This window comes from Bacillus sp. PAMC28571, from assembly GCF_014250435.1.
In the GTDB taxonomy this organism is placed as follows: domain Bacteria; phylum Bacillota; class Bacilli; order Bacillales; family Bacillaceae; genus Bacillus; species Bacillus safensis.
The window spans coordinates 225,360-251,672 of record NZ_CP060191.1 but is presented as its reverse complement, the minus strand read 5'-3'; the positions used below and the strand labels follow the sequence as shown (position 1 = coordinate 251,672).

Here is a 26,313-nt window from a genome sequence, read left to right as displayed (position 1 = left end):
CTGTCCGCTTTGTCAATCATTCTTTTTTAATCGATATCATTTGACTGTATTTCTAAGTGTAACTATAATAGTTACATCAAACAATAGAGGTGATCTCATTGAATACATTCCTATTCGTTCATGGTGCATTTCAAGGTGGCTGGTGCTGGGACCAAATAACACCTGCTCTTCAACAAAAAGGTCATAAAGTAGTTGCTATTGATTTACCTGGCAGCGGCGAAGATGTTACGCCTCCACAGGACGTATCACTAAAAAGCTATGTAAAAAAAGTTGTTTCAACAATTGAAAAAATAGACCAGCCTGTCATTTTAGTAGGACACAGTATGAGCGGAATGGTCATATCACAAGCAGCAGAGGAAATACCAGAGAAGATCAAAAAACTTGTATACGTCTGCGCCTTTGTCCCAGAGAATGGACAAGCCGTCAGTGATATTGCATCAGGTGGTCCTAAAGCAGCGTTGAACGAAAAGGATCAGACCCTTACATTAATAGAAGAATTCATTGCAGAGGATATGCTCAACGAAAGTTCGGAGGAAGATCTGCGATTGTTCAAAAGGAATATACGCCCACAGCCTGTTCAGCCTTTTGAAGATAAGGTCTCTCTAACAAATATACGCTTTGGACATGTGCCTAGCGTATATATTGAAACAACAAAAGACCGCTCCATTCCGATTGACTTGCAAAGACAGATGTATGCCACTAGATCTTTTGAACGTATTTATACCCTTGATGCTGATCATTTTCCTTTCTACTCGCGAAAGAAAGAGTTTGTGGAGTGCCTAGTTGACATTGCCCAGCCACAGTAAAACATGAAATAGCATACAAAAAAGGCCTTAGACAATGACCTTTTCAGATATTTGATGAAGGGCTAAATGATCTTTATTTTAGCCCTTTGTCTTATTCTCATATTCAACCAACCATGTGATGAGCTCCTCCTTATGAAGCTGTTCCCCATACCTTACTGCTTCTTCTATCAGATGGTGATCATGGTTCTGTCTGATAAGAATGAGTGCCTGTTGATAATCTTCAGTCACAGGCTGTTGAAATGAAGCTCTATTTATTTTTTGAAACACGCCAATCATGATACTTGCTTCGTGATAGCATTGTCTTGCCACTAATGAAAGAATGATTCCTATTAATCCACGAGTGAAAATCCACGCACCTTGATACATTAATCCCAGCATCAGGACCTTTTTAAAATACAAAATAGATTGTTTAGTATGACCTTGTTTCAAAGCTAGATAACCTAGGTTCTCATATGGTGCTGACAGCTCCCACTTATCGTTTACTTCTTCAAAGTACTCAATACTGCTCTTGAACAGTTTAGCTGCTTGCTCATCATTTCCTTGCTTCATTTGAATCAAACCATACGCATTATAAGAACTAGCTAAATTCCATACATCCTTTGCCCTTGTAGCTACCTCTATGCTTTCTTTAATATAACGTTCGGCTGTCTCTAAGGAGTGAGTCTTTAAAGATATATAGGTCATTAAGCGCAGAGAAGATGAAATATAAGAAGACATTTTATATTTCCGGGCTATTTTTAAACTTTTAGATGCACTGATCAGTGACTGATGATCCTGCCCCAAAATAAAGAGCAGGACGCCTTGTCCATGATATACTTTTGCCAGCAATGAATCATGCCCATCACCTGCTGGCAGTACACTAAGAAAACGCTCAAACCAAAGGGCTCCTTCATCTGTGCTGCCTTCATGCACCCAAAACCAATACATCGCCCCAATTATACTCAAACCTATTCTCTTCTCTTGTTCATTAGTCTGTGCATAGCAGGATGTGAGGATATGAAGAACATGAGCATATTCATCTCTGATGGATGCTAGAATAATATCTCGGCTTGATGTTCTAAACTTCTTATCCATTTCAAGAACAAACTGTTGATAGTACGTCACATATTGAAAACGAATGACTTTTCTACATTCCTCACTTTCTAATGCATTGAACTGCTCTTGTGCATATTGTTTAATTCCTTCTAATAAAAAGTACCTCACTCGACGACCGTCAATTGACTGTTCAATCGAAAGCAATGACTTATTCACTAAGCTAGAAACCAAATGTAACACTTCGTCACTCTTTCCCTCTATTAGAGAAGATGATCCGCAAACCTCTTCAACGGCCTCTAAAGTAAAACTACCTACAAACACACTTATTTTTCTAAGTAATTTTTGCTCCTCTTGTGTCAGCAATTGATAACTCCATTCAATCGCAGCCTTTAAAGTCTGTTGACGCGGGGCTGCCGTTCGTTTTCCTTGTGTTAGGAAGGAGAGCAATTGATCTAACCTCTCTAGGATCTGTTCTAGTGTCAAAATATTCAGACGGGAAGCAGCTAATTCAATAGCTAATGGTATCCCGTCCAGCCTAGTACATATATCAGCGATGAGTTGTATATTGTGTTGAGAGATAACGAGATCAGGAACAATGGATTTCGCACGTTCAATAAAAAGACGAACCGCTTCAAATTCTAGTAGATGTTCCATCTGATAGCTTTCATCTTTCTTTGGTTTTGTTAATGGAGAAAGCCGATATACCCGCTCTCCCTGAATATTTAACGGCTCCTGGCTCGTTGCGATAATACTGATATTTGGTGCAGCAGACAGAAGCTGATCAATGAGTTCCGCACATTTTTGAATCAGGTGTTCACAATTATCAAAAATGAACAATAGTTTCTTATGCCCGATAAACTCGAGGATTGATTGTAATTCTGGCTGATTGGATCTTTCTTTTATTTCAAGCTGTGAATAAAGGAAATGTGTGAATAAAGCTGCATCTTGAAGTGAGGAGAGCTCCAATACATACATACCATCTTCATATAGATTTGACAGAGTTTGTGCTGTTTTCATCGCTAAAGATGTCTTGCCAATTCCTCCAGGACCTACAATCGTTACACATTGAGGCGTCGCTAGAAAACGATGTAGATCCTCTATTTCCTTGTTTCTGCCGATAAAGTGGTCCATTCTTTTTCCCATCACAGTTTGTAATGAAGCTGTATGTAAAGTCTCCGTTGGCGTGTCAATCAGGTTCAGATCACTTATCTCAGGCTGAGTGAGCAGATGATCAAACCAAACATCATCGAATGAAGGAAAGGAGCGGTTTGATAAAGAATTTGCCTCAAACGCTCGTTTTGCTGCTCCCCAAAGGTGTTGAGCTTCTTGTTTTTCTTGACCCTCTATAAACTTTTCTTCTATCAAAAAGGTATAAATGAGCTTTTTTAAGTTCGTTACACTTGGCATACGGTCACCGTTTTCCCATAACTGTACAGTTCTAGTATCTACACCGATCAACCTTGCTAAATCGATCTGCCTCATTTTTGTACTGGCATTACGGGCCGGTCTTGTCCTTAATTGTTTTATGAGTTGATCAATCCAAGCTTCATGGTTTGTCATTTTATCACCCAGATTCAATTTTCTTTTATTCAGACGAACAAACACGAACTAACCTACATTCTTAAAATTCCTCTCTAGCGGTAACATCATCATGTACCCATCAAACAAATAGGAGTGATGAATATGCCTTTAACCCGTGTATCTATGATCAAAGGTCGTTCCCTTGAGGCTAAAAACGAAATAAGAGACATAATTGGACAGGTCATTGTTGACCATCTAAAGGTTCCTAGTGATGATCGTTTTTTAATTATAGAGGAACTCGAGAAAGAAAACTTCAATTTTCATCCGACTTGTTTAGAAATTGAACGATCTGACGAATTGTTGATCGTACAAATATTTTTAAATATTGGCCGTCCAACAGAAATGAAAAAAGAATTTTATAAAGAATTAAGCAAACAATTGCACCAATCCGCCAACGTAAGAACAGAAGATCTATTTATCAATTTGATCGAAGTAACCCAGGATAACTGGTCTTATGGAGACGGAATTGCACAATTTGCTCTTTAAACTACATTTGAAAGGAAGAGAAACATTATGAGTACCCTTTTATATATTACCGCACACCCAAGCAGTCCTTCTGAATCATACAGCTTAACTGTTGGAGAAGCATTCATCAGCGCCTATCAAGAAGCACATCCAGAAGATCGAGTGGTTCGACTTGATTTATATAAAACAGACATCCCGCAAATTGATCAAGATGTGATTGAATCTTGGGCAAAGCTGCAATCTGGACAATCATTTGACGAATTACAGCCAAATCATCAGAAAAAACTAGAGGCCCTTGCACATTTGCTTGATCAATTCTGTCAGGCCGATAAGTACGTGTTCGTCAATCCTATGTGGAATTTTTCACATCCACCTGTCATGAAAGCCTACATTGATGCCATTTGTATGCGTGGTAAAACCTTTCAATATACGGAACATGGACCTATTGGACTATTAAATAACAAAAAAGCAATTCACATTCAGGCATGCGGGGGCATCTATACGACCGGACCCCAGCAGGACAAGGAAATTGGCAGCAGACACTTACAAACCGTTTTAAACTTCATCGGTGTAACTTCCTTTGACAAGATCTTAGTAGAAGGCATGTCTTACACACCCCATTTAGCCGAAGAGATTAAAACAGCGGCAGTTGATCAAGCTAAAGAAAAAGCAAAAGTTTTTTAAAATAAAAAAGGCCAAAAACTCAACTATCCTTTATGAGTTTTTGGCCTTTTTCTGTTTATACCATTCTCTTTCATAACTTCTCATGAAAGAAGAGAAGAATCTATCAAAAAGTCTCTTTTAATATCATATATTAGACCGATTTTCCCTTTTGAAAGAATCATGTATGATCAATAAAGAAAGCGCTTCCATAAAAGGAGAGGAGAATGCGAATATGTACCGTATGAAACGAATGTTGATGCTGGTTGCCACTGGATTAGTCTTGAGTTTGTCCACTTTTACAGCGAGTGCCTCGGCACAAACGGGTGGATCGTTTTATGAACCTTTTAATAACTATAATACGGGGTTATGGCAAAAAGCCGATGGATACTCGAATGGAAACATGTTTAACTGTACGTGGCGTGCAAATAACGTGTCGATGACATCATCAGGTGAAATGCGTTTATCGCTCACAAGTCCTGCCTATAACAAGTTTGACTGCGGAGAAAACCGCTCCGTTCAAACGTACGGCTATGGGCTATATGAAGTCAACATGAAGCCCGCCAAAAATGTGGGGATCGTCTCTTCTTTCTTCACTTATACGGGACCGACTGATGGTACGCCTTGGGATGAGATTGACATTGAATTTCTAGGAAAAGATACGACAAAGGTACAGTTTAACTACTATACCAATGGTGTAGGAAATCATGAAAAGATCGTCAACCTTGGTTTCGATGCAGCGAACTCTTATCACACGTATGCATTTGACTGGCAGCCAAACTCTATCAAATGGTATGTCGATGGACAATTAAAACATACCGCCACCACTCAAATTCCTCAAACACCAGGGAAAATTATGATGAACCTGTGGAATGGTGCAGGTGTCGATGAATGGCTTGGCTCCTACAACGGTGTTACCCCGCTCCACGCACATTATAACTGGGTGCGTTACACAAAAAGATAACTCTATCAAAAAAACCTGTGACAAGTCACAGGTTTTTCTTCGTTTAATTAGAATGAGTTTTCAGCTGATGAGCGAGTTTTTTCTCATGATTGTGGATAATATCTTCATAACTTTCTATTTTGAAATCCAACCGTTTAATGGTCTCTTCGATTTCCTTTTGTTTTTGGACGAGTCTTTCTCGTTCATTGACCAAAATGTTTTTTCGCGAAGATAACGTATGATCATCATCCTCAAAAAATAAGGCTGTATATTCTCTAAGCGCATCAATCGAGAGCCCTGCATTTCTCATACACTTGATAAATTCAATCCATTGAAGATCATCCTCTGTATAATCACGAATCCCATGATCGTCACGTTTGATTTCCCTAATCAAACCAATATTTTCGTAATATCTAAGTGTCGCAGTGGATAAATCGAGCTGTTTTGCTGCTTGTGCTATTTTCATTGTACTCTCCTTCTTTCTCTTACCTTCCGATCTCCCTTTCCTCATCATCTCCATTTTGAAAAAGAAAGCAAGATGCTTCGGTCATGTCGCCATTCAATTCGCGAGCGCTCTAGGTGCTGAAGTGACGGTGTTGAGCCGCTCTTTGAATAAAAAAGAAGAAGCACTGTCATTTGGCGCAAAAGACTACTTTGCTACAAGTGATCCTGATACGTTTCAGACACTAGCCGGTCAGTACGACCTTATTCTCAATACGGTCTCTGCCAACATTAATGTGGATGCCTATTTGTCCTTACTCCGTGTAGATGGAACCTTGGTGAACGTCGGTGCACCGCCTAAGCCGGATCAATTCCACGTCTTTTCATTAATTTCCGGCCGCCGCAGCATTGCTGGTTCACTCGTTGGCGGCATCCAAGAAACACAAGAAATGCTCGATTTCGCAGCTGCTCACAACATCGCACCACAAATTGAAGTCATCAACGCTAATCAAGTTGATGAAGCGTATGAACGGGTGCTGAAAAGTGATGTGCGTTACCGGTTTGTGATTGATATTTCGACGTTATGATTGATATTCTTTGAAATGGCAGTATTTTATTACTTTATGACTGACCGAAGAGAATTCTATGATTTTTTATCAAACGTAAAAAAAGCCACTTCTCTATTGAGTCGTGGCTTTTTTATGGATCGCTATATGCTAACTCCTTTTTCTTTATGATGACCTCGCATAAATGTAACGACCATACTGGACAAGCTAACCAAAAAGCCTAAAATTGAAATCAAAATAGTCATTCCCCCGTTCGGAATAAAAAAGCCTATAGGGATTAAGACAAGGAATGAGAACACAATAAAACATTGATAGATTCCAGATATTACTCTAACCACAATATGATCAAAAAACGACATCACCAAAGGAGGAATAAATAAGAAAACCACCATCCCTACTGACAGCATAAATGGTAATGGGTCCTCTAACGAAATCGTGTTCCTACCCGGTGAATCCTTTGCGGCGATGAACAATACTGCAATCGCCATGAGGAGCGTTGAAAAAATAAATAAGAATCGTTTTAGCATTTCAATATCTCCTTAAGTTGTCTTACATTGTCCACTAATAAACCTTTACCACTTTAGATTTGCTCTTATTTCCGGCAGCATCCTTTAAATAAACGGTTATCAATGCATTTTTCTTCTGTTTTTTTATTTTCACTTTAAATTGTCCATTTTTATTTAATTTTGCAGTTCCTAACTTCTTGTTTTTATGATAAACGTACACTGTAGCATATTTTTCACCTTTACCTGTTATAACCGTTGTATTTTTTGTGATTTTATTAACACTTGGTATAGCGGGAGGCGTTCTATCTAACACTTTTATTGTTTTACTGCCACTTCTCGCTCCATTAGAATCTACTAAATACACAGTGATTAAAGTTCCAGCTTTTTGTTTAGGAATTTTGATTGAATATTTCCCTTTTTTTGCATTTGTAGAGCCTAATTTTTTCTGACCAATATATGCGAAAACTTTGGCATTCGTTTCCGCATTACCTACGATATTTGTTGATTGATCAGTTACTGTGTTTATGCTTGGTGTTTTATCTGGATAAGATGCTTTTAAACGATATGTTTGACTGGATACACCATCCCAATGTCTAGGCTCAACAACAATATAGTATTTGCCCTTTTTTAGATTTAAATCAATAACTGGACTTGTCCCAAAGATATCAGGTAAATATTCCCTAGTGATTTCATTACCGTTCTTGTCGTATAAAGCGATAGAGGCTCCTTCTGTTATTTTATCTAGATTAATCTTCACTTTTCCATCTTTCACTGTTGAAAATTGATATACGTCTCTATCCAAATCCGATTCGTGCTTTGATTTGTAATATTGATTTGAGATGAGCGGACTTGCTGTTTCAAACGTGTCGTTTGGTTCGTAAGTATTTAAATCTCTTTTAAAAGAACCTGGATACGTCACTTTAAGTCGGTACTTAGCATTTGATATTCCTTCCCAATTAGAGGTGTATGGTTTTATTTTGACATAATAGGTTCCTTTTTTTATATTTTCGTGAATGACAATATTCTCTCCAGCATTCCACGTATAGTCAAATACAATTTCATTTTTGTTCTCATTATAGACAGTGACTTCTAATTCAGATGTTTCCTGATCTAAAGTAAGATATAACTCACCATCTTTGTTGGAAGTGAACTGATAAACATCCTTATCAATTTCACTATCAATCGTTGATTTATAATAGGTACCATTAGATACCTTCATGCTTGTTTCAAAAGTGTCGTTTGGTTCAAAGGTTGTTAAATTACGCTTAAAAGCACCTGGATATGTCGCCTTTAGTTGATATGTACCTTTAGTTACGCCTTCCCATTCACTGGGCATAACTTCAATATAATAATTCCCTTTTTTCAATTTATTATCGATAACCAGAGCTTCACCAGGAAATGAAGATTCATTAGAATCTATCTTATTCCCTTTCGAATCATATAGAGTAATACTAAAAGAGGCAGATGCCTTATCTAGCCTGATGTATACTTCTCCATCAGCATTCGTTGTAAAATTGTATCGGTTCATTGAACTTTTGGATTTCAATTCTCCATTTATGGAGACTCCAGATGACATGTTCACCTCTTCTGCACTTGCGAATAAAACAAAAGAAAAACTGAAGATAAATATAAAAACAAAAGATCCCAAAATACGTTTCAATATATTCACCACATTTCCAATTTTTATAGAAAGAACATAATGATTTTACCATATTCCACTCCGGAAAAATATTCATTTAATTGATTAATAAGTAAATTATGACTTCATTTCAATCTTTCTTAATAACAGAATGACTGAACAGTCCGCTTTATAAAGAAAATAAAAGAAATTAATTTATGGAAATTCCGCATATTGTCAATCCAGTATGTTATACTAAACTAACCTTTGAAGCATGAAATTTTTACGAATACCTTGTACCATCTCCCTACTTGTACGTTGAGTAGGGTTTTTTCATGCAAAAAAAACAGGCTCTCCGTAGAGAACCTGTTTTAAAAGAATGAAGATTAAGCAATTTTTTGAACGTTAGCAGCTTGAGCTCCACGAGAACCTTGCTCTACGTCAAATGATACTTTTTGACCTTCGTCTAAAGATTTGAATCCGTCGCCTTGGATAGCTGAGAAATGTACGAATACATCGTCGCCTTCTTCACGTTCGATAAATCCAAAACCTTTTTCTGCGTTAAACCATTTTACTGTACCTTGTTCCATGATTGTTGCCTCCTCGTGCGTTTACCACACAATGTATTATACTATCCTTGCCCAAAGTACCCTCAAGACGAAAAGTCAATCTTCATACTATCCTTTACGCCGAACAAAAATAATTACTTTTCATTATAGCATGAATCGGTAATAATTGCAATTTGTTGATTAGAAAGAAGAAACTCTTCTTTGCAGCGATTTTTCTTGTGCATAAAATCAATTTTTTCAGCACCTAAAGAGAACCTTTATCTAAAATCGACTTAACAAATTCTGTTTTTCCCTCTGCATATTTGTGTTTGTCATTTTTATTTACATTTGCTAGGTTAAGTTTAAGCTGTTGGTACTCACTTCTTGCTAGTTCGTTACTTCTCAGGTAATCCCTAAAATTTATTTGTTCGAGTAGATATCTATTGCCCGTTTGATACATATGGATTTGATGTGTACGTGGTTCTCCTTTACTGAAATAGTGTCTTTCAGGTAACACATTGATCCCTCTATAAGAATAACCCAGCCCTTGCAAAGCTGTTACGCACTGTTCTCCGTCAAGAAAATGATTGATTTCGATCGCTATATCAATAATGGGTTTCGCACTCAAACCATTTACTGCTGTACTTCCTATATGGTGGACATTCACTATGTACTGACCGATAACTTCTACTATTCGTTTCTTTTCCATATCAAATTCTTTGACCCATTCAGCAAACCAAGGAACTAAAAAAACTTCCCCTCTTGGTAATCCAAGCATTTACTCAACCCCACTTTATGATTTTGTTGTTCAGTTGGAAATTTTAAATAACTAAACAGAGAACAATCTCAAACAAAAATTCCACTTACTTAAGATGCACCTTCATATTCTAAAGAATCGATCAAGTATCTGCTACAATAAATTGACAACGAACAGTATGAACTAAATACTCTCCATACACGCTAAAATATAAAATTCCGAGAGGAGAAATGAAATGAACCCTTTATTGTTAGATATTCCTTTACAGTTAGAAACAGAAAGACTCATTCTTCGAGCACCACACCAAACAGGAGACGGGAAAATTGTAAACCAAGCAATAAAGGATTCCTTTTCTGAATTAAAAGCGTGGTTGCCATTCGCTCAAAAACTTCCTACTGCTGAAGAAACAGAGATCAATTTAAGAAATGCTCATATCAATTTTTTAAAGAGGGAAAGTTTCCGTTTTCTTATTTTTGATAAAAACAGCAATCACTTCATTGGGACAACTAGCCTTCAGAGGATTGACTGGACCATTCCTAAATGTGAGATTGGGTATTGGGTAAATACTAAATTTAGTGGGAATGGATATATGACAGAAGCAGTGGAGAAATTAGCTGACTTCGGATTAAACAATATCAAATTTAGAAGAATTGAAATAAGGTGTGAATCTACAAACCTTAAAAGTCGGGCTATCCCAGAAAAACTTGGCTTTGTATTTGAAGGCACTTTAAGAAATGATGATTTATCCGCAGATGGCAACAAGCTGACTGACACTTGTTTTTATTCCATCATAAGATAACCTTATGTAGCAATTAAAGTAATGGGTGCATTAGTGTAACAAGAAAAAACATAGCATATTAATTATATGCTATGTTTTTTAATTTTGGCCTTGATAAGTGGGTCTACTCCTCTAACTTTGTCCTTATTGCCTTTACTTCTTCATAATCTGGTGTTTTCATTAATAAACTCTGACAGAAAGTTTTCAGCAGCAGGCTCCCAACACAAGACCACAATGTAACTGCAATCAGCTTCGACCGGTCACGAGGTGCTTTTTGTTTTTCTTTTATGGAGCAATTCGATTCACTCTCCATTCATAGATTTCTAAGCAATTTCCCCCTGGTTAGCTTTCATGTTTCTTGTCATTTTTCATAGTTCGGTCTGTTTTAATTCCGTCACCATCACTTCTACTGGTTTACCTTAATTCCAACGACCTCAACACTCTGTTTATGAAAGGACTCGTAACCTTTTTATTTCAAAAAAAGATGCTACATGTTGAAACACCTTGTTTGTATTGACAGCTCTCATTAGCAGGGTAATATTACACTTGATTATTTAAACAAGAATTTTTATACAACCAGTTTATAGCATCATTAAGGTCATTGGCTATATAATCTATTTTAATCCCACTTAATTTATCAAAGTGTTCACGAAGTGAATATTCACCAGCCCCAGTTCTAACCAAAATTTTAATACTTCCTACTTTATCAGCTGCAACAATATCACTCCAACGGTCCCCAATTACGACGCAATTTTCGAGAGTTAAATCGTGTTTTTGTTGAGCTTCCATTAACATTCCTATGCCAGGCTTCCTACAAGAGCATCCATCATTATGACCGTGTGGACATATATATACTTCATCAAAACCAAAACCTTTCAATTCCTCTTTAAAATCTTCTACTTTAGCAAATCCACTTGATATACCAGGTTGATTTGTAAAAGAGAATATTTTCACATTATCTTTTTTTAGTTTATTGATTTGAATTGCTGTATAAGGAAAGAGTTCAAATTTTCCGGGATAATGAATAGTATCATCACCACCAATTGTTCCATCTCTATCTAAAAAAATTGCTTCTATCTGTTTCATGTTATACCTCCATTATCTAGCAACTGCTCCTACGTTAAGATTCATTTCAATTAGAAAATTTTGATGACATCAGTTTATCATAAATATTTATTATCAAAGTCCCCTAATACAATTAAAATCTTTTCCACTCTTCTTCTTTTCAATTTGTTTCATTCTTTCCAAGATAAAAAGGACGCTACACGAAGTAACACCCTTTTATCTTTTGCTTCTCAATATAAATTTTTAAGCTCGTCATTAGACCATCCAGCAAATAACTTGTCTTGTAAAATGTGTAACGATATTCAGCAAACTCTTGTGACAAAATAGACCACGATAGATATAAGAAAGAAATTGATGTCAACAAAGCCTCAACATTTATTAATGGAGAACATCATGTACTAATAGAGCCCAAAACAAAGAAAATAAGGCTAGGCTGCATGATCTTAGGCTCTCTCATGTTGCTTTATTAATTTCAAGAAGAAGAATATTATACAATCAAAGAAAGAGGACATGCCTCTATTCGGACAACAATAGACGTATATGTTCACTTATTTCCTAACAAACAAAAGGCTATGGCTGAAGAAAAATTGGATGACATTATATAAAAATATCAACCTCAAACAAAAAAAGCCCACTTACTTAAGATCAGTGGACAGATTCATTTAGAAGTTATAAAAAATAAAAAAACCAAAGGTCTACCACCTTTGGTTTTTTAGATGCGGCCGAGAGGACTTGAACCTCCACGGGTTATTCACCCACTAGGCCCTCAACCTAGCGCGTCTGCCATTCCGCCACGACCGCGTGTATGATGTGCTCATATATTCATAAGTGCACTGTTTGGAAAAACAATGCGGGTGAAGGGACTTGAACCCCCACGTCATAAAGACACTAGATCCTAAGTCTAGCGCGTCTGCCAATTCCGCCACACCCGCGTGACAATGGTGAGCCATGAAGGACTCGAACCTTCGACCCTCTGATTAAAAGTCAGATGCTCTACCAACTGAGCTAATGGCTCATCTGCTATGCAGAAAAACATATATAAAAAATGGCTGGGCTAGCTGGATTCGAACCAACGCATGACGGAGTCAAAGTCCGTTGCCTTACCGCTTGGCTATAGCCCAACGAATCAAAAAACAAAACATGACCCGTACGGGATTCGAACCCGTGTTACCGCCGTGAAAGGGCGGTGTCTTAACCGCTTGACCAACGGGCCATACAATAATGGCGGAGAAGGAGGGATTTGAACCCTCGCGCCGCTTACGCGACCTACACCCTTAGCAGGGGCGCCTCTTCAGCCACTTGAGTACTTCTCCATTATGGCTCCGCAGGTAGGACTCGAACCTACGACCGATCGGTTAACAGCCGATAGCTCTACCACTGAGCTACTGCGGAATAATAAGACATGTTTCATTATATCTATGCCAGAAAAATGTGTCAAGAATTTTTAAGTGTTTCATTCCTGTCTCATTAGCGACGGCTTTTATAATTTAACATATACTAATATAACAGTCAAGCCTTTCTTCCTTCCTTTTTGTTTTCTGTTTAGACATGACAGAAAGACCCCGACCTCTAACTGAAAGACCAAGGTCTCCTTGCTGCTGCGCTCCCTATAGGTTCATGACAGCTTATACTTTCGCATCCACTTATAAAAGGTGCTTCTTGGCACCCCTGCTGACCTCGCTGCTTCTGACACATGACCTTTTGTTTTGTGCAGTGCTTCTATCACTGTTTGCTTTTGAATGCGTTCCCTAAACGTGAGCTCTTTTGGAATCTCGGTACATTCTACTGGAGGCAGCTTCTGCTTTTTCTGATCCATCGTCTCTAATACCGCCGTATATTGCGATTCACCAATCCATCCTCCTTTAGGAAACAGAACCCTTATATGTTCAAACAGATTAAAAAGCTCTCGTATGTTTCCAGGCCAATGGTACGCTTCCAGCTTACGAAAAAAAGATTCAGGAAATGTCGCATTCCATTGGTGTTTCTTTTGGTAATAACGATATAAAGCAACAATGTCTTCTTTTCTTTCCCTAAGCGGCGGGATGTTGATTGGATAGACATGAAGACGGTAATACAAATCTTCTCGTATTTTACCTTCCCTCAGCAGTTCGTTCATATTCCGGTGTGTCGCTGTAATGATTCTAATATCCAAAGGGATTTCGTGTGTCCCGCCGAGCGGTACGACTTTCCTTTCTTCAATGACCCTAAGAAGCGCCACTTGCATCGCATAAGGGATTTCGCCAATTTCGTCTAAAAAGAGCGTTCCTTTATGCGCCTGTTCAAATTTCCCCTTTGCTCCATGACGTTTTGCCCCTGTAAAAGCCCCTTCAGCATAACCAAATAGTTCGCTTTCTAACAGGCTTTCAGGTATGGCTCCACAATTCACGGCAATAAACGGTCCTTTATGTCTTTCACTAGCTAAGTGAATCGCTCGAGCGGCCAGTTCTTTTCCTGTACCTGTTTCTCCCCAAATATAGACATTTGCATCTGTTTGTGCCGCTCGTTTCAATTCGCTGAGCGTCTGCTGAAATACCGTACTTGTTCCAGATTCCCCGGGAAATTGAGCAAAAGAAACAGTTATATTGCTCTTCGCTGCTTCTTCAAGAGAAAAAGACATCCCAAGCAGCTTTCCGTCTTGTTCTGACTGAATGATCTGCTTGTCCCGTGTAACAAATGTATCGTCCATGAGCAGCTCAACATCCATTCCGTACCAGTCTGAAAATCGGTCTCTAATCGGCTTACTTGCCAAAACAATCTGCTTTTTCTCATTACAGACAACATACGGCTCGTCCGCTTCTACCTGCTGGAGACAATGACTGATCAGCTCCATCTCTTTCCTTTTTTGCTGGACCTGAATTTCTCTCTCTATGGCATATGCAACTGTTGAAGCCATCCCAAGCATAAAAGGATGCCTTTGATCCGCCATACAGGAGATATCAATGACTCCTATGATCGTGCCGTCTGCATCACGAATAGGGGCCGCTGAACAACTCCAATGGTGGGAAGCGACTGAAAAATGCTCAGTTCCGTTGATCGCTACGGCTTCCCCAATGACCAGTGCCGTTCCAATAGCGTTCGTTCCCACATCGGCTTCGGTCCAGCGCGCGCCCTCCATAAAATTTATTTTTTTCGCTTCTACCAGCGTCCTTTGACTTCCTGTCAGACTTAGCACATAACCATCTGCATCGATAAGTAATGCCATCATGTCAGATTCTTTTAATTGCTGACTGATTTTATTTAAGTAAGGAAGAGCTGCATTTAGGAATAGTGAGTACTTCTTTTTTTGAACACTGAATAACTCCTTTTCTAACAACGACTGTCCTTTATCTAAATACGGGTTCACATTTGCCTGTTTACATCTGTGCCATGACTCCATCACTCTCTTATCCAGACGAGACCTATCAAGCAAACCTTCATGAACAAAACGTTTCCAAGTATTTAAATAACAAGGCGTCGGATTCATTCCATCCTCTCCTCTGGGGGCTTTTTATCCATTATAGATAATTATAAAAGCGCTTTCAATTATTGGCTGACCCAGGAATTCATTCGGATAGAAGGTTTATCTATCAGCAGTGCACCGCTCGTCCATTTGTTTGCAGCAAGGCTTCGTGTATCGCCTCAGAGAGTGTCGGATGTGCCGCAATAAACTGCTCTAATGTATCAGCTGTCAGCTCTGTATGCATCATCACCGCCGCTTGTCCAATCAGTTCTGTTGCATTCGGCCCGATAATGGATACACCTAAAATTTCTTGATATTGCGGTTCGACAATGACCTTTACTTGACCAGCTGGCTGATTTAAAATTAATGCTTTTCCATTTGCAGAAAATGCGAATTTCCCTATTCGAATCTCCCCATATTGTTTTCTAGCATTCTCTTCATTTAAACCGACACTAGCGATTTCTGGAGACGTGTAGATGCACCTTGGAATCACTTGTTCATTGACCTTTACATCTTCACCTGATGCATGTGATGCCGCAATCGTTCCTTCATGAAAAGCAGCATGAGCAAGCTGAACGCCGCCTGTCACATCACCGCACGCATAGATATGCGGGAGATTGGTTTGCATATGCTCATTCACGCAGATGCCGTTCCTGTCAAATTCAATGCCGATCTGCTCAAGATTCAGCTCTCCCAGCCTCGGCTTTCTGCCAATGGCGACTAAACAATGATCAGACTGGATGTCACAGCGCTCCCCATGATCCTTCTCAATGACCACTTTTTTTGAAATTGCATCAAGCTGTTTGACTACGGTTGATGTCAAAATCTCCACACCTGCTTTTTGAAGCTGATCGTGAAGACATTTAGCCGTATCGTAATCTTCTTCAGGTAAAATGTGTGCTGCCTGTTCCACCATGACAACCTTTGATCCCATTCGGCTAAAGATGCTTGCAAACTCACAGCCGATCACCCCTCCACCAATGATACAAAGCGAATCTGGTATTGAAGGGAGCGTCATCGCATCCTTACTATCAATGATCCACTCTCTGTCAAATGGGGCGAAAGGTAAAGCAGCAGGTTCTGATCCTGAAGCAATAATGATTTGTTTTGCCTGAATGATGTCTGATTTCCCTTCACTTTCTATCAATAGCTCATGTGCTGAAAGAAATGATGCCTTCCCATTTAACACGCTGATTTTGTTTTTATTCATCAAATAACGAACACCATCAGTCAGCTGCTTGACGACTGACCGCTTCCGCTTTTGAACGGCATCCCAATGAATGACAAGCTCCTTCCCTGGAAGCTCAATTCCAAAGTGTCCAGCTGATTTCACATGCTCGTACATATCAGCGCTTTGCAAAAGTGCTTTCGTTGGAATACAGCCTTCATTCAGGCAGGTACCTCCTAACAGGCCTTGGTCGATTAGTACAACCTCTCTGTCAAAACGGGCGGCTGTTATTGCCGCCACATATCCTGCTGGCCCGCCTCCTATAATGACAAGCGTCATTCATTTCACCTTCTTCCTATAAAAGAATGGATACTGGATTTTCTAAATACGCTTTAACAGTTGATAAAAATTGTGATGCCGGCGCCCCGTCCAGCACGCGATGGTCAAATGTCAGACTAAGTGGCAGGATCGTCCCTTTACATAATTCATTCCCATGATATACAGGCATGTGATCCGCTTTGCCAACGCCAAGAATACCTGCTTCCGGCGGATTCAAAATCGGTGTAAAATGTTCCACACCATAGGCGCCTAGGTTAGTGATTGTAAAGGTAGAGCCTTCAATTTCATCGTGGAGAAGTCTGCCTTCACGTGCTTTTTTGCCATACGATTTGATGCTCTTCGCCAGCTCAATAAGTGAAAGTTTTTCCGCGTGCCGAATAACAGGCACTGCCAGACCGTGATCTAAAGCAGCAGCGATTCCAAGATGAACATACTCAAAAGTTTCGACTCTATCATTCTGATATTGACTGTTCATTGCAGGATGCTCTAGCAGGGAAAGAACTACTGCTTTGGCTACAAAATCGGTCAGGGTTAATTTCATATCGTGTCGTGCTGCGGCTGTTTCGTTCAACTCAGACTGTAATGCTGTCAGCTTTGTCACATCCGCTTTCATCGTTATTGTTAATTGTGCGCTTGTTTGCAGGCTCTCCATCATTCGCGAAGCAATGGTTTTCCGCATCATGCTGACTGGCTGATGCTTTGGTTCATTTTGTTGGTTTTCTTTTTCATCAGGAAGTGCCCGAAGCACATCCGCTTTCGTGATTCTCCCATCTGGTCCTGTTCCCACTAAAGTATGAATGTCCAGATTAGCGCTTTGAGCAATCTTACGTGCCACAGGGGAGATTTTTATTCTCTCTTTCTTTTGTTTTGGCGGCAGGTCTTTTTCTTTCTTTTCCTCGACCTGTTCATTTCCTTCACCGATATAGCAGATGACCGTGCCAGGCGGTACACCTTCTCCCTCAGACACTTTTATATCCAATATGGTTCCTTCTGCAGGTGATTCGATCTCCATTTCAATTTTTTCAGAGTTGATGCTTGCAATGCTTTCCCCTTTATTCACGGTCTCTCCGATCTCTTTATTCCAGACAGATACCGTTCCTTCTTTCATTGACATGCCCAATTTCGGCATCACAACCTCGACAGCCATCTCCCTCTCTCCTTTCTTTAGTTCAAGATCTTGTCATGACTTTTTCCAACCATCTCTAAGACAGTGTTCACAACCTTATCAGGTGTCGGCAAATATATATCTTCAAGCGGTGGTGAAAATGGGACCGGTGTATGAGGAGCCGTCACTTTTTTGATTGGTGCGTCGAGTAAATCGAATCCTTTATCCGCAACCAGAGAAGAAATATCTGCGGCAATTCCGCATCTTGGATTTGCTTCATCCACAATGACAAGCCGATTTGTTTTCTCTACTGAAGTCAGAATGGCTTCTTCATCGAGCAACGACAAGCTTCTAGGATCAATCACCTCTGCTTCAATTCCTTGCGCAGCTAATTGCTCGGCCGCTTCGAGTGCTGTATGAACTTGTTTACCTACTGCAAAAATGGTCACATCTGAGCCTTCTCTTTTCACATCTGCTTTGCCAAGCGGCAGCGTGTAGTATCGCTCTGGAACATCTCCTGTGATATTGTAAAGCGTTTTGTCTTCAAAAAAGATGACAGGGTCCTGATCCTCGATGGCTGCCAGCAGCAATCCTTTGGCATCGTATGGTGAAGAAGGCACCACTACTTTCAATCCAGGAATGCTTGTAAATAGCGCATACAAGCTTTGCGAATGCTGAGCAGCTGCTCTAAAACCCGCCCCATGTGTCGTTCTGATCGTGATCGGTACCTCTGCTTTTCCGCCAAACATATATCGGAATTTTGCTCCTTGATTCAGCACTTGATCCAGACAGGTGCCGATAAAATCATTAAACATGAGTTCTGCAATTGGTCTTAGCCCTGTGGAAGCTGCTGCCATGGCCGCACCTACATAGCCAGCTTCACTAATCGGTGTGTCAAGAACTCGCTCACGTCCAAACTCCTGAACGATTCCTTTCGTTACACCAAGCACACCGCCCCATGCTTCATCATCCTGTAAGTGATCGACATGAGCGCCTCCAGCAACATCTTCCCCCATTAAAATGACATCCTCGTCTCTTCTCATGGCAAGTTTAATCGCTTCATTTAATGCACTAGACATGCTGATTTCTCTTGTCATTTTCCTCTCCCCCTTTGATTTATTGATACGAAACATACACGTCGGTCAATAATTCGGCCTGATCTGGATATTCACTTTCTTCACTGAATGTAACGGCTTCATCTATCGCTTCTGCTACAGCCGCTTCAATATTTGATAGCTCCCCATTCGTCAGCAGCTGCTGCTTGATCAATTCATTTTTAAAAAGAGCGATCGCATCTCTCTCTTCTTGGTGTTCTGCTTTTTCTTGATTGGTTTTGTAACGCTGGGCGTCTCCTTCGAAATGGCCATAATTTCGATATGTCATGCATTCTATCAATGTCGGACCTTCTCCATTTTTTGCTCGTTCAATTGCTTGCTCTGCGGCTTGATAAACGGCCATCACATCTTTTCCATCTACTTGAATCCCAGGAATGTCATAACCGGCGGCTCGATCTACGATTGATTTGCAGCTTGAAGCATAAGAAAATGGTGTCGCCTCCCCGTACCCATTGTTTTCTGCAATGAAAATGACGGGCAGTTTCCAGATGGCCGCGAGATTGATTCCTTCGTGGAAAGTCCCTTGATTGTTTGCACCATCCCCAAAAAAGCAAACGCTTACATTTTCTGTCTTTTTATATTTAGCTGTGAGGGCTGCCCCGCACGCAAGAGGAAAGCCCCCTCCAACAATTCCGTTAGCACCAAGCATTCCTTTATCAAAATCTGCAATGTGCATGGATCCGCCTTTGCCTTTACAGAGACCTGTTGCTTTCCCATAGATTTCTGCCATCATTCCTTTTAGATCACAGCCCTTCGCTATACAGTGGCCGTGGCCCCGGTGTGTACTTGTAATACTGTCTTTTTCATTCAGATGAGCACAGACTCCTACGGCAACAGCTTCTTCGCCAGCATAAAGATGGACAAACCCCGGCAAGATTCCTTTTGTAAAAAGCGTGTGCACTCGGTCTTCAAATTGGCGGATTTCCTGCATCTTTTGATACATCCATACGGCTTTTTCTTTAGTCAATGCCATTTCCATTTAGTAAAACCTCCTATCTTTTTTGCTTGCACTACTATACAAGCAAAAATCGTGCCAACATGACGACGCATGAACACTTAGGATTTGAACGAATCATACCGATGAAAAAAGAGACAAAATGAGACATGCGTCTCTTTTTGTCTCAATATGTCCACACATCTATAGAAACAAAAAAAGCATCCCCATAGAGGAATGCTTTTCACAATGAATTGGTTGTGCGCAGCCACTTTAATTTCCCTTTGCAGACGCCGCATACATAACGAGAGGTATCAAACCGTCTTTTCCTTATAAAAGACCGGCCGCATCCTGTGCAAATATATTCATGGCGTTTCTCCGCACGGCGCTTATTTTGTATGGTTTTTAGCGGTGTACAAAAACGCGGGGCTCCTACTTGTTTTAATAACGCTTTAAAATCACGGTCACGGTGCTGATAGCCCTTTCCCTCAAGGTGCAGATGATAATGACACAGCTCATGCTTGATGATCCCGATTAATTCTTCTCGTCCATGCTCCTCTAGGTATCGGCGGTTCAGTTCGATGTTGTGTGTACCAAGTAAATATCGTCCGCCTGTCGTTTTTAGACGGTCATTAAAAACAGCCTGATGGCGGAATGCCTTGCCAAAGAACTGCTGGGAAATGTGCTCTGTTAACTGCTGTAACTCTCTCTCGTTCAATCAAGATCGTTCCTTTCTATAAAAACCTCGAACGGGACAATTTCCCCTATGCATACATTGAAGGTACATCCACTGTTTCGATCAAAGGAGGAATGGGCGATGCCCAACTGGCTGAAAAATCAGATGCAGAAGGCATTTTATGAGAAAAATCATTATCAAATCAAATTGCTGAATCAATGCTGGTACTTTTATAGAAAAAAACATTCAGTCACATCAAGGCACACCCCATCCTAAGGTGCGCCTCGTTTTTTTGTTACTCTGGTTTCAGCATGGAGAGGGCAACGCGGCCTTTTGTCTGGTCAACGGAGTCCACCCATACGGTCACAATGTCACCAACTGATACAACGTCAAGCGGATGCTTCACAAAACGATTGCTTAGCTTGGAAATATGCACAAGCCCATCCTGCTTTACACCAATATCAATGAATGCACCGAAGTCCACAACGTTTCTCACCGTTCCTTGCAGCTCCATTCCTTGCTTCAAGTCTTCCAATTTCAACACATCTGTTTTGAGCAGCGGTTTTGGCACTTCATCCCGCGGATCACGCTCAGGTCTTGTCAGCTGATCAATGATATCTTGAAGTGTAATTGTCCCAATGTTCAGCTGCTGGGCTGCATCGTCCAGTTTCACTTCAGCAATTTTCTCTTTTAACTGCTCTGTGCCAAGATCGTCTGGTGTCATGTTGATCATGCGTAAAAACTGTTTTGTTTCTTTATAGCTCTCAGGGTGAATGCCTGTACGGTCAAGCGGATCTTGTCCATCTGTAATGCGAAGGAAACCGATACACTGCTCATATGTCTTAGCACCGAGCCTTGGGATATCCTTCAATTCTTTTCTGCTTGTGAATCTCCCAATCTCTTCGCGTCGTTTAATGATATTCCCTGCGACGGCTTTTGAAAGGCCTGATACATATTGCAGCAGCGCCTGTGAGGCGGTATTGACGTTTACACCAACTTGGTTGACGACTGTTTCTACCACAAAGGTTAATGAGCTGTTTAATTGCTTCTGGCTGACATCATGCTGGTACTGGCCCACACCGACAGACTTCGGATCAATTTTCACAAGTTCTGCTAAAGGATCTTGTAATCTTCTAGCGATTGAGATGGCGCTTCGCTCTTCGACTTGCAGATCTGGAAACTCTTCTCGTGCCAGCGCTGATGCGGAGTAAACACTTGCACCAGCTTCATTCACGATCAAATAAGACACCGGCTGATCTAGCTCTTGAATCAAGTCTGCAATGAATTGTTCTGTCTCTCTTGAGGCTGTTCCGTTTCCAATCGCAATGACTTCGATGTTTGATGATTGAATGATCTCTTTGACTTTTTGTTTCGCTTCCGCTTTTTTCTGCACGGGCGGATGCGGGTAAATGACGCCAATATGATGGACTTTGCCTGTATCATCCACGACAGCTAATTTACAGCCTGTCCGAAATGCGGGATCGACTCCAAGTACACGCTTCCCTTTCATAGGCGGCTGAAGCAGCAGTTTTCTTAAGTTTTCAGCAAAAATATGAATCGCTTGTTCCTCTGCTTTTTCAGTCAGCTCTTTTCGTATTTCTCGTTCGATGGAAGGCTGAATGAGGCGTTTATACGCATCATCGATTGCCGCTTCAATAAACGGTCTCGCCGTCGTCTGTTTGCCTTTTAGAACTTGTTTGTCGAGATAGAAACGAATATTTTCAGCAGGGGGTTCGATGGCTGCCTTTAAAATGCCCTCTTTCTCACCGCGGTTGACCGCTAGTACACGGTGCGGAACAATCTTTTTGATTGGCTCTTGATAATCGTAATACATTTCATAGACGTTTTTCTCATCGCTTTCGACGTCTTTTCCTGATGTGACCAGACTGCCCTTTTGGTACGTTTCACTGCGAATCCATTTTCGCATATCAGGATCATCTGCCAGCTGTTCAGCAATGATGTGCTGCGCACCCTCAAGTGCCTCTTCTACATTTGCCACTTCTTTTTCTTCGTTAATAAAAGTAGCTGCTTTCTTCTCGATCTGATCGCTTGGCAGCGTGAGTAAATATTCCGCCAGCGGCTCCAGCCCTTTTGCTTTGGCTACATTCGCCTTTGTTTTGCGCTTTTGTTTGAATGGCCGGTATAAATCCTCGACCTCTTGCAGTTTATGCGCTTGTTCAATTTTCTGTTTTAATTCATCAGTCAGTTTGTCTTGTTCAGCAATTAAGCGAATGACTTCTTCTTTTCGGTTCGTGACATTTTGGATATATGTATAGCGCTCTGAAATGGTTTGAATTTGCACCTCATCCAGTGAGCCTGTCTGCTCTTTCCGATAACGGGCAATAAACGGGACGGTGTTGCCATCCTCTAAAAGCTTAATCACACTTTCAATTTGTTTTGTTGAAAGCTTTAATTCTGTCGCAATTTGTTTCAATAAAAAGTCAGATGTCTTCATACTTTGCATCCTCTCACTGTGTCTTCTCTTTTAGTGTATCAAAAAAACCGGCAAAACAGAAAAAAGGTCAGCTATTTTACGTAAGCTGACCAAGTACATAGGTGAGATCGTCCTTTTTGTCTTGTGTGTATGTTTCAAGCTGTTTGGCGATGTCTTCAACTGAATGTCCATGCTTTAAACACATGCGCATGTTTGGCACATTCAGTCCGTCTGAATACATAATGAATATCGATCCTTTTTCGTAGGAATAGGTGTATGTTTTATATTTTCTAGGTTTCCCTGATAAGTATCCTGATGTCGGAAATGGATAAATATAATCGCCAGAAGGTGCATTCAAGATAAACCGAATATTACCAACTGAACAATAGGTAAATTGCTGCTGGGAAAAATTCACCTTTAATATGGCCACAGTGGCCCCGCGTTTATTTTTCATAGCCTGATTGCATCTGTCGATGAGGGCCGCCACATCCTCATGTCCATATTCTTCGACAATTTCGCTGACTAAAGAAGATGATTCATTGGCGTACTGGCCGCTGCCTAATCCGTCTGCTACAGCACAAATTAGTTCTTCATCATCTGCTTTAATAAAAAAACTGTCCCCGCAGCATGACTTCCCTTCTTTATTCGATTGATAGATAATGGCGTTTACATGCTCATGCTGTTCAATCTGTTTCATTACCCTAGCTCCATAGACGCATCTTCTGATAATGCATCTCGCAGTTTTTTCACTGCCTTCCGCTGAAGTCTCGATACATGCATTTGAGATATGCCAAGTAAATCGCCTGTCTCTTTCTGACTCTTATTTTGCAAGTAAGTCAGATTGATAATCTCTTTTTCTCTATCCGACAGCACATGAAGCACACTCTCAAGCATCAATTTTTGGTTCACACGTTCGTAGCCCTCTTCCTGTGAGCCGACAACGTCTAAAATCGTCACAGTACTTCCTTCAGAATCAGCCTCTACGCCTTGGTCAACAGACAGCGCTTGATAGCTTTTGCCCATCTCCATGGTTTCAAGTACTTCTTCTTCTGTTACATCTAAGTATTCTGCAATTTCTTGGACTTTAGGTGATTTCTGTGTCTCTGTTGTCAAATGATCAACTGCCATTTTGATTCTCGGTCCAAGCTCTTTAATCCGCCTTGGTACATGGACACTCCATGTCTTATCTCGTAAAAAGCGTTTGATTTCCCCGATGATGGTTGGAATGGCAAAGGCTTCAAATGATTTACCGACGAGCGGGTCGTATCGTTTAATAGCGCCAAGTAAACCTATCATTCCAACTTGTCTAAGGTCCTCATGAAAGCTTTTTCCTTTAGAATATTTTTTCGCCAGCATATCAACCAAGTTTGTATAGCATTCGACCAGCGTGAGCTGCGCCTGCTCGTCTTGATTGGTTTGATAGCTTTGGATGAGGCGGTCTACTTCATCTTTAGTTAGTTTCATAGTTTTGGATGGTTGTGTCATGGTCAACTCGCTCCCTGTTTAAAAACTTTGTCATCGCTACGGTAACTCCGGAGTTTGCTTGCACCTCGACTTCATCCATCAATGTTTGCATTAAGTATAAACCAAGACCTCCTTCTGCCAATTGATCCACCGTATGAGCAGATGTGTACGGTCCGAGGTCTTCCTGTTTTTGCTTAAAGTCAAAGCTACCGCCTTTGTCAGCGACAATGATTTCTAGACGATCCTCGTAGACAAGAAAGCGAACAGCCACCTCTCCATCTTCGCCGTCTTCACCTTTGTAGGCATGCTGAACTGCATTTGTACAGGCCTCACTGACGGCAATTTTTAAGTCCTCTATCTCTTCATAGGCATAGCCCATCCGGCTCGCTACGCCTGACAGAGTCAAACGAATGATGCCTACATATTCTGGTTTCGCCGGTATTTTCATCTCGATTAGATCTACTGATTCGTTCATTGTACCCCACCCTCTGACTTTGCAGAAATGTCAATGATGTCCTTTAATCCAGTGATTTCAAACAACCTTACAAGCCGTTCTGACAAGTTCTCAAGCTTTAATGTGCCACCTGCTTTTTGAGCCGCTTTAAACAGCCCAACGAATACACCTAAACCTGTACTATCCATATACGTAACATCCTTTAGACAGATTTCAAGATGCTCTCCCGCCTCAGCTTTAGGCATGAGCGTTTCTCTTAGCTCAGGAGCGGAGTACACATCAATTTCTCCGCTGACACTGATTTTCGTTTTTTGATCTATTTGATGCTCTTTTACAGACATATTCATTATGCATTCACCTCGAAATTCTTGTTTCCTAAAGTTTTATATACCCGCATGTTCACTTTCTAAACCTTTCTTTTGAGAACAAGTAAAGTAAAGTCATCGTGCAGCTGAAAATCCTGCAGTTTGAGTAAGCTGGCGTAGATGGCATCCACCATTTCTTGAGCTGAGTAGGATAGGTGCTCAGATATGAGTGTTTTGATGTCCTCCCGCTCTAAGAAACCATCCTCTGACTTGGATTCTGTGACCCCATCAGAGAATAAGATCACCATGTCTCCTGCGTCCAAATGCTTCTCGTACTGTCTGTAGTCAAAGTCTGGTGCGATCCCAAGGACAAGCCCTTTTGCATCTAAATCGTAAAATGTGTTCTCTTTTTTGCAATAGAAAAAGCCCGGCTCATGACCAGCCGATGCGTATTTAAACTCATGCGTTTCTTTATTATAGCTGCCATAGAACATTGTGATAAACATACTTGGGTCTACGTTTTGCTCGACTACACGATTCAAGGTTTTCAGCACCTTTGTTGGGCCGCTCCCTGACTCCGGCAAGGAATCCATCGCATATTTAATCATCGACATACAGAGCGCAGCCGGGATTCCCTTTCCAATGACATCTGCGATCGCGATATTGATTGTATCGTGATCCGTCACGAAGTGGTAATAATCTCCACTCATCTGTTTTGCCGGTACACTAATCGCACCAATATCAAAGGTATCTCCTTCTGGAATTTTCGTTTCCAAAAGGGTTTGCTGAACATTTGCAGCAATTTCGATTTCAGATTTTATTTCTTGCTGGATGCCTCTGAGTGTTAAATGTTCTTGGTAGGCAAGTCCGTACCCAATCATGACTTCAATTAAGAAGTCTAGTGAATGAAAAACATCTTCCGGCAAATCAGGGTAAAGCTCCTGAATCACTTTTCGGTGAACACTCACTATTTCTTCAGGAGGTATTTGATGCTCAATGGTTTTACGGCTAAATTTTTGAGCTTGATAAAGCGATGTTTCAGTTAAATCACTGATATAACGACTGAGCAGCTGATGGTACCGCTGCTCCATTACCTCCTTAAAATCCATGG

Annotated in this window: 25 protein-coding genes, 7 tRNA genes and 4 pseudogenes; 8 read left to right on the top strand and 28 right to left on the bottom strand. The window is 40.6% G+C overall.

The window, feature by feature from the left end:
* Window positions 1-98: 98 nt before the first annotated feature.
* Window positions 99-806 carry an alpha/beta fold hydrolase gene (locus H7F25_RS01065; protein ID WP_024425405.1) on the top strand — a complete coding sequence of 236 codons (708 nt, stop codon included), beginning with the start codon at window positions 99-101 and terminating at the stop codon, window positions 804-806.
* A 78-nt stretch (window positions 807-884) separates the two neighbouring features.
* Here H7F25_RS01065 and H7F25_RS01060 read toward each other — a convergent pair whose 3' ends face one another.
* Window positions 885-3,401 carry a helix-turn-helix domain-containing protein gene (locus H7F25_RS01060; protein WP_247721760.1) on the bottom strand — a complete coding sequence of 839 codons (2,517 nt, stop codon included), beginning with the start codon at window positions 3,399-3,401 and terminating at the stop codon, window positions 885-887.
* 123 nt (window positions 3,402-3,524) lie between these two features.
* On the opposite strand from H7F25_RS01060, the gene H7F25_RS01055 reads away from it, so the two are divergent.
* The 3 genes from H7F25_RS01055 (at window position 3,525) to H7F25_RS01045 (ending at window position 5,511) form a co-directional block, all read left to right on the top strand.
* Window positions 3,525-3,908 (top strand): tautomerase family protein, encoded by a 384-nt coding sequence (locus H7F25_RS01055; protein ID WP_008346751.1) that lies wholly within the window; start codon window positions 3,525-3,527, stop codon window positions 3,906-3,908.
* A 27-nt stretch (window positions 3,909-3,935) separates the two neighbouring features.
* Entirely contained in the window at window positions 3,936-4,571 is a 636-nt protein-coding gene (locus H7F25_RS01050) for an FMN-dependent NADH-azoreductase (protein WP_008346753.1), read from the top strand.
* A gap of 211 nt (window positions 4,572-4,782) precedes the next feature.
* Window positions 4,783-5,511, top strand: coding sequence for a beta-glucanase (locus H7F25_RS01045; protein WP_008346755.1), 729 nt, complete (start codon window positions 4,783-4,785; stop codon window positions 5,509-5,511).
* A 43-nt stretch (window positions 5,512-5,554) separates the two neighbouring features.
* Here the strand turns inward: H7F25_RS01045 and H7F25_RS01040 are convergent, their stop codons facing one another.
* The gene (locus tag H7F25_RS01040; protein ID WP_008346757.1) at window positions 5,555-5,956 is read right to left on the bottom strand and encodes a MerR family transcriptional regulator; all 402 of its coding nucleotides are present in this window, start codon (window positions 5,954-5,956) and stop codon (window positions 5,555-5,557) included.
* Window positions 5,957-6,035: 79 nt separating this feature from the next.
* Between H7F25_RS01040 and H7F25_RS01035 the strand changes: the two are divergent.
* Window positions 6,036-6,518 (top strand): annotated as a pseudogene (locus H7F25_RS01035) (zinc-binding dehydrogenase); the annotation flags it as partial.
* Between the two features lie 122 nt (window positions 6,519-6,640).
* On the opposite strand, the gene H7F25_RS01030 reads toward H7F25_RS01035, so the two are convergent.
* The 4 genes from H7F25_RS01030 to H7F25_RS01015 all read right to left on the bottom strand — a co-directional run bounded on the left by H7F25_RS01030 (window position 6,641) and on the right by H7F25_RS01015 (window position 9,947).
* Window positions 6,641-7,024 (bottom strand): hypothetical protein, encoded by a 384-nt coding sequence (locus tag H7F25_RS01030; protein ID WP_008346761.1) that lies wholly within the window; start codon window positions 7,022-7,024, stop codon window positions 6,641-6,643.
* A 34-nt stretch (window positions 7,025-7,058) separates the two neighbouring features.
* Window positions 7,059-8,672: a PPC domain-containing protein gene (locus tag H7F25_RS01025; RefSeq protein WP_247721759.1), complete on the bottom strand. Its 1,614-nt coding sequence runs from the start codon at window positions 8,670-8,672 to the stop codon at window positions 7,059-7,061.
* 335 nt (window positions 8,673-9,007) lie between these two features.
* The gene (cspC, locus tag H7F25_RS01020; protein WP_008346765.1) at window positions 9,008-9,211 is read right to left on the bottom strand and encodes a cold shock protein CspC; all 204 of its coding nucleotides are present in this window, start codon (window positions 9,209-9,211) and stop codon (window positions 9,008-9,010) included.
* 223 nt (window positions 9,212-9,434) lie between these two features.
* Window positions 9,435-9,947, bottom strand: coding sequence for a GrpB family protein (locus H7F25_RS01015; protein WP_008346767.1), 513 nt, complete (start codon window positions 9,945-9,947; stop codon window positions 9,435-9,437).
* Window positions 9,948-10,161: 214 nt separating this feature from the next.
* Between H7F25_RS01015 and H7F25_RS01010 the strand changes: the two genes are divergently transcribed.
* The gene (locus tag H7F25_RS01010) at window positions 10,162-10,725 is read left to right on the top strand and encodes a GNAT family N-acetyltransferase (RefSeq protein WP_008346769.1); all 564 of its coding nucleotides are present in this window, start codon (window positions 10,162-10,164) and stop codon (window positions 10,723-10,725) included.
* A gap of 187 nt (window positions 10,726-10,912) precedes the next feature.
* Here H7F25_RS01010 and H7F25_RS19250 read toward each other — a convergent pair.
* The 3 genes and pseudogenes from H7F25_RS19250 to H7F25_RS19455 form a co-directional block, all read right to left on the bottom strand.
* Window positions 10,913-10,990 (bottom strand): annotated as a pseudogene (locus tag H7F25_RS19250) (hypothetical protein); the annotation flags it as partial.
* 254 nt (window positions 10,991-11,244) lie between these two features.
* Window positions 11,245-11,790: an HAD-IIIA family hydrolase gene (locus tag H7F25_RS01000; protein WP_008346879.1), complete on the bottom strand. Its 546-nt coding sequence runs from the start codon at window positions 11,788-11,790 to the stop codon at window positions 11,245-11,247.
* A gap of 149 nt (window positions 11,791-11,939) precedes the next feature.
* A pseudogene (locus H7F25_RS19455) lies at window positions 11,940-12,079 on the bottom strand (hypothetical protein); the annotation flags it as partial.
* 120 nt (window positions 12,080-12,199) lie between these two features.
* On the opposite strand from H7F25_RS19455, the pseudogene H7F25_RS19450 reads away from it, so the two are divergent.
* Window positions 12,200-12,374 (top strand): annotated as a pseudogene (locus H7F25_RS19450) (site-specific integrase); the annotation flags it as partial.
* Window positions 12,375-12,486: 112 nt separating this feature from the next.
* Here H7F25_RS19450 and H7F25_RS00995 read toward each other — a convergent pair.
* From H7F25_RS00995 to H7F25_RS00935, 13 genes are all read right to left on the bottom strand, one after another.
* Window positions 12,487-12,570 (bottom strand) — tRNA-Leu (locus H7F25_RS00995).
* Between the two features lie 48 nt (window positions 12,571-12,618).
* A tRNA-Leu gene (locus tag H7F25_RS00990) sits at window positions 12,619-12,701 on the bottom strand.
* Window positions 12,702-12,708: 7 nt separating this feature from the next.
* Window positions 12,709-12,784, bottom strand: a tRNA-Lys gene (locus H7F25_RS00985).
* Between the two features lie 31 nt (window positions 12,785-12,815).
* Window positions 12,816-12,890: transfer RNA gene (locus tag H7F25_RS00980), tRNA-Gln, on the bottom strand.
* 20 nt (window positions 12,891-12,910) lie between these two features.
* A tRNA-Glu gene (locus H7F25_RS00975) sits at window positions 12,911-12,982 on the bottom strand.
* Window positions 12,983-12,991: 9 nt separating this feature from the next.
* Window positions 12,992-13,082 (bottom strand) — tRNA-Ser (locus H7F25_RS00970).
* Window positions 13,083-13,086: 4 nt separating this feature from the next.
* A tRNA-Asn gene (locus H7F25_RS00965) sits at window positions 13,087-13,161 on the bottom strand.
* Between the two features lie 223 nt (window positions 13,162-13,384).
* Entirely contained in the window at window positions 13,385-15,232 is a 1,848-nt protein-coding gene (locus H7F25_RS00960; RefSeq protein WP_185854122.1) for a sigma-54-dependent Fis family transcriptional regulator, read from the bottom strand.
* A gap of 103 nt (window positions 15,233-15,335) precedes the next feature.
* The gene (gene lpdA / locus H7F25_RS00955; RefSeq protein WP_185854121.1) at window positions 15,336-16,715 is read right to left on the bottom strand and encodes a dihydrolipoyl dehydrogenase; all 1,380 of its coding nucleotides are present in this window, start codon (window positions 16,713-16,715) and stop codon (window positions 15,336-15,338) included.
* 16 nt (window positions 16,716-16,731) lie between these two features.
* On the bottom strand, window positions 16,732-17,862 hold the full coding sequence (locus H7F25_RS00950; protein WP_185854120.1) for a dihydrolipoamide acetyltransferase family protein: 1,131 nt from the start codon (window positions 17,860-17,862) through the stop codon (window positions 16,732-16,734).
* Window positions 17,863-17,879: 17 nt separating this feature from the next.
* Window positions 17,880-18,917, bottom strand: coding sequence for an alpha-ketoacid dehydrogenase subunit beta (locus H7F25_RS00945; protein WP_185854119.1), 1,038 nt, complete (start codon window positions 18,915-18,917; stop codon window positions 17,880-17,882).
* A 19-nt stretch (window positions 18,918-18,936) separates the two neighbouring features.
* Window positions 18,937-19,914, bottom strand: a complete 978-nt coding sequence (locus tag H7F25_RS00940) for a thiamine pyrophosphate-dependent dehydrogenase E1 component subunit alpha (protein WP_073203964.1) — start codon at window positions 19,912-19,914, stop codon at window positions 18,937-18,939.
* Window positions 19,915-20,113: 199 nt separating this feature from the next.
* Entirely contained in the window at window positions 20,114-20,587 is a 474-nt protein-coding gene (locus tag H7F25_RS00935) for a SprT family protein (protein WP_073203962.1), read from the bottom strand.
* 99 nt (window positions 20,588-20,686) lie between these two features.
* On the opposite strand from H7F25_RS00935, the gene cmpA reads away from it, so the two are divergent.
* Window positions 20,687-20,821: a cortex morphogenetic protein CmpA gene (gene cmpA, locus H7F25_RS00930; RefSeq protein ID WP_008346893.1), complete on the top strand. Its 135-nt coding sequence runs from the start codon at window positions 20,687-20,689 to the stop codon at window positions 20,819-20,821.
* A 19-nt stretch (window positions 20,822-20,840) separates the two neighbouring features.
* Here the strand turns inward: cmpA and H7F25_RS00925 are convergent, their stop codons facing one another.
* From H7F25_RS00925 to H7F25_RS00900, 6 genes are all read right to left on the bottom strand, one after another.
* Window positions 20,841-23,000, bottom strand: coding sequence for a Tex family protein (locus H7F25_RS00925; protein WP_103132681.1), 2,160 nt, complete (start codon window positions 22,998-23,000; stop codon window positions 20,841-20,843).
* 76 nt (window positions 23,001-23,076) lie between these two features.
* Window positions 23,077-23,676, bottom strand: coding sequence for a PP2C family serine/threonine-protein phosphatase (locus H7F25_RS00920; protein WP_024425395.1), 600 nt, complete (start codon window positions 23,674-23,676; stop codon window positions 23,077-23,079).
* Window positions 23,676-24,464: an RNA polymerase sigma factor SigB gene (gene sigB, locus H7F25_RS00915; protein WP_024425394.1), complete on the bottom strand. Its 789-nt coding sequence runs from the start codon at window positions 24,462-24,464 to the stop codon at window positions 23,676-23,678. The genes H7F25_RS00920 and sigB overlap by 1 nt, the downstream gene beginning before the upstream one ends.
* Window positions 24,430-24,918: an anti-sigma B factor RsbW gene (gene rsbW / locus H7F25_RS00910; RefSeq protein WP_024425393.1), complete on the bottom strand. Its 489-nt coding sequence runs from the start codon at window positions 24,916-24,918 to the stop codon at window positions 24,430-24,432. Before rsbW ends, sigB begins: the two co-directional genes overlap by 35 nt.
* Window positions 24,915-25,244 (bottom strand): anti-sigma factor antagonist, encoded by a 330-nt coding sequence (locus H7F25_RS00905; protein ID WP_024425392.1) that lies wholly within the window; start codon window positions 25,242-25,244, stop codon window positions 24,915-24,917. Before H7F25_RS00905 ends, rsbW begins: the two co-directional genes overlap by 4 nt.
* Window positions 25,245-25,303: 59 nt before the next feature.
* Window positions 25,304-26,311 carry a PP2C family protein-serine/threonine phosphatase gene (locus H7F25_RS00900; protein WP_024425391.1) on the bottom strand — a complete coding sequence of 336 codons (1,008 nt, stop codon included), beginning with the start codon at window positions 26,309-26,311 and terminating at the stop codon, window positions 25,304-25,306.
* Between the last annotated feature and the right edge of the window lie 2 nt (window positions 26,312-26,313).